The following is a 1,836-nucleotide window of genomic DNA, read 5'->3' as shown; positions in this document are numbered from 1 at the left end:
TCTCACCCCCCCCCCCCCCCCCGGGTCGGGCAGCCCGGTGTTCGCCGCGATCAGCGTCACCCGGGCGCCGCGCGCGGCGGCCGTACGGGCGAGGGCGTAGCCCTGCTTGCCGGAGGAGCGGTTGCCGAGGAAGCGGACCGGGTCGAGGGGCTCACGGGTGCCGCCGGCGCTGACGACGACGTGCCTGCCCTTCAGGTCCGGCTCGGTGACGCCCCGGGCCAGCACCCGGCGGCAGACCTCGAAGATCTCGGCGGGGTCGGGCAGGCGGCCCTTGCCGGTGTCGACCCCGGTGAGGCGGCCGACGGCCGGCTCGATGACGACCGCGCCCCGGCGGCGCAGCGTCGCCACGTTCTCCTGGGTGGCCGGGTGCTCCCACATCTCGGTGTGCATGGCCGGGGCGAAGACCACCGGGCAGCGGGCCGTGAGGAGCGTGTTGGTCAGCAGGTCGTCCGCGAGGCCGTGGGCGGCCCTGGCGAGCGTGTCGGCCGTGGCCGGGGCCACCACCACCAGGTCGGCGTGCTGGCCGATGCGGACGTGCGGGACCTCGTGGACGTCGTCCCAGACCTCGGTCGCAACGGGGTTGCCGGACAGGGCGGACCAGGTGGCGGCGCCGACGAAGTGCAGCGCGGACGCCGTCGGGACCACACGGACGTCGTGACCCGACTCCGTGAGCCTGCGCAGCAGTTCGCAGGCCTTGTAGGCGGCGATGCCGCCGCTGACCCCAAGAACGACCTTCGGCTTGTCCACCGTCTCTCCCCGGACTCGGCTCACGTGCGCCCGTCTCCGCCGCACGACTCCATGCTGCACCACCGCGGGGAACGACCCCCGCCACCCCCCGAGCAGACCACAGGCCCGGCAGTGTCGCTGCCGGGCCTGTGGATAAGCCAACTGCAATACGAAAGTGCTACTGCGCCGGACCCTCGATGGCCTCGGACGTCAGCAGACCCGCGTTGATCTCGCGCAGGGCGATCGAGAGCGGCTTCTCGTGGACGTGGGTGTCGACGAGCGGACCGACGTACTCGAGGAGGCCCTCGCCGAGCTGCGAGTAGTACGCGTTGATCTGGCGGGCCCGCTTGGCCGCGTAGATCACGAGGCTGTACTTCGAGTCGGTGGCCTCGAGGAGCTCGTCGATCGGCGGGTTGATGATGCCCTCGGGCGCGGTGATGGAAGAGGACACGCTCTACCTTCCGAAAGATGGGAAAAGATCAGACACAATCACACAACGTCCATCAAGGCTAGCAGCTCGCGAGCCACGTCCTCGACGGAGGTGTTGACCAGGGTCACGTCGAACTCCGGCTCGGCCGCCAGCTCGATCTTGGCCGCGTCCAGACGGCGTTCGATCACCTCGGGCGGCTCGGTGCCCCGGCCGGTGAGCCTGCGCACGAGCTCCTCCCAGGAGGGGGGAGCCAGGAACACGAGCTGGGCCTCCGGCATGGACTCGCGAACCTGCCGGGCGCCCTGGAGGTCGATCTCCAGGAGGACCGGCACCCCGGCCTCCAGGTGCTCCAGCACGGCCGCGCGCGGCGTGCCGTAGCGGTTGCCGGCGAACTCGGCCCACTCCAGCAGCTCGCCGTTGGCGATCAGCTTGTCCATCTCCTCGTCGGTGACGAAGAAGTAGTGGACTCCGGGCTTCTCGCCGGGGCGGGGCTTGCGGGTGGTCGCCGACACCGAGAGCCAGACCTCGGGGTGTTCCTTGCGCATATGGGCGACGAGGGGGGGGGTGGGGGCCCCCCGGGGGGGGGGGGGGACGGGGCCCGCCCGGGCGGCCGGCCGGGGGGCGGGGGGGGGGGCGCCCGCGCTTGTTGAGAGTGGGGGAGTAACAAAAAACCAGTGCCA

Annotated in this window: 3 protein-coding genes; all 3 read right to left on the bottom strand. The window is 71.7% G+C overall.

Annotation, left to right across the window (positions count from 1 at the left end; all coding sequences use genetic code 11):
* Positions 1 to 747, bottom strand: a 747-nt coding sequence (gene coaBC, locus ACFW2E_RS26130; protein WP_384469508.1) for a bifunctional phosphopantothenoylcysteine decarboxylase/phosphopantothenate--cysteine ligase CoaBC, incomplete at its 3' end; no start/stop codon positions are given.
* Positions 748 to 904: 157 nt separating this feature from the next.
* Positions 905 to 1,177: a DNA-directed RNA polymerase subunit omega gene (gene rpoZ / locus ACFW2E_RS26125; RefSeq protein WP_005319902.1), complete on the bottom strand. Its 273-nt coding sequence runs from the start codon at positions 1,175 to 1,177 to the stop codon at positions 905 to 907.
* 38 nt (positions 1,178 to 1,215) lie between these two features.
* A partial coding sequence (gmk, locus tag ACFW2E_RS26120; RefSeq protein ID WP_384469507.1) for a guanylate kinase occupies positions 1,216 to 1,836 on the bottom strand: 621 nt, incomplete at its 5' end.

This window comes from Streptomyces sp. NPDC058964 (genome assembly GCF_042741275.1).
Taxonomy (GTDB): Bacteria; Actinomycetota; Actinomycetes; order Streptomycetales; family Streptomycetaceae; genus Streptomyces.
The sequence above is the reverse complement of the archived record's forward strand: the minus strand, read 5'-3'. Positions and strand labels throughout refer to the sequence as shown.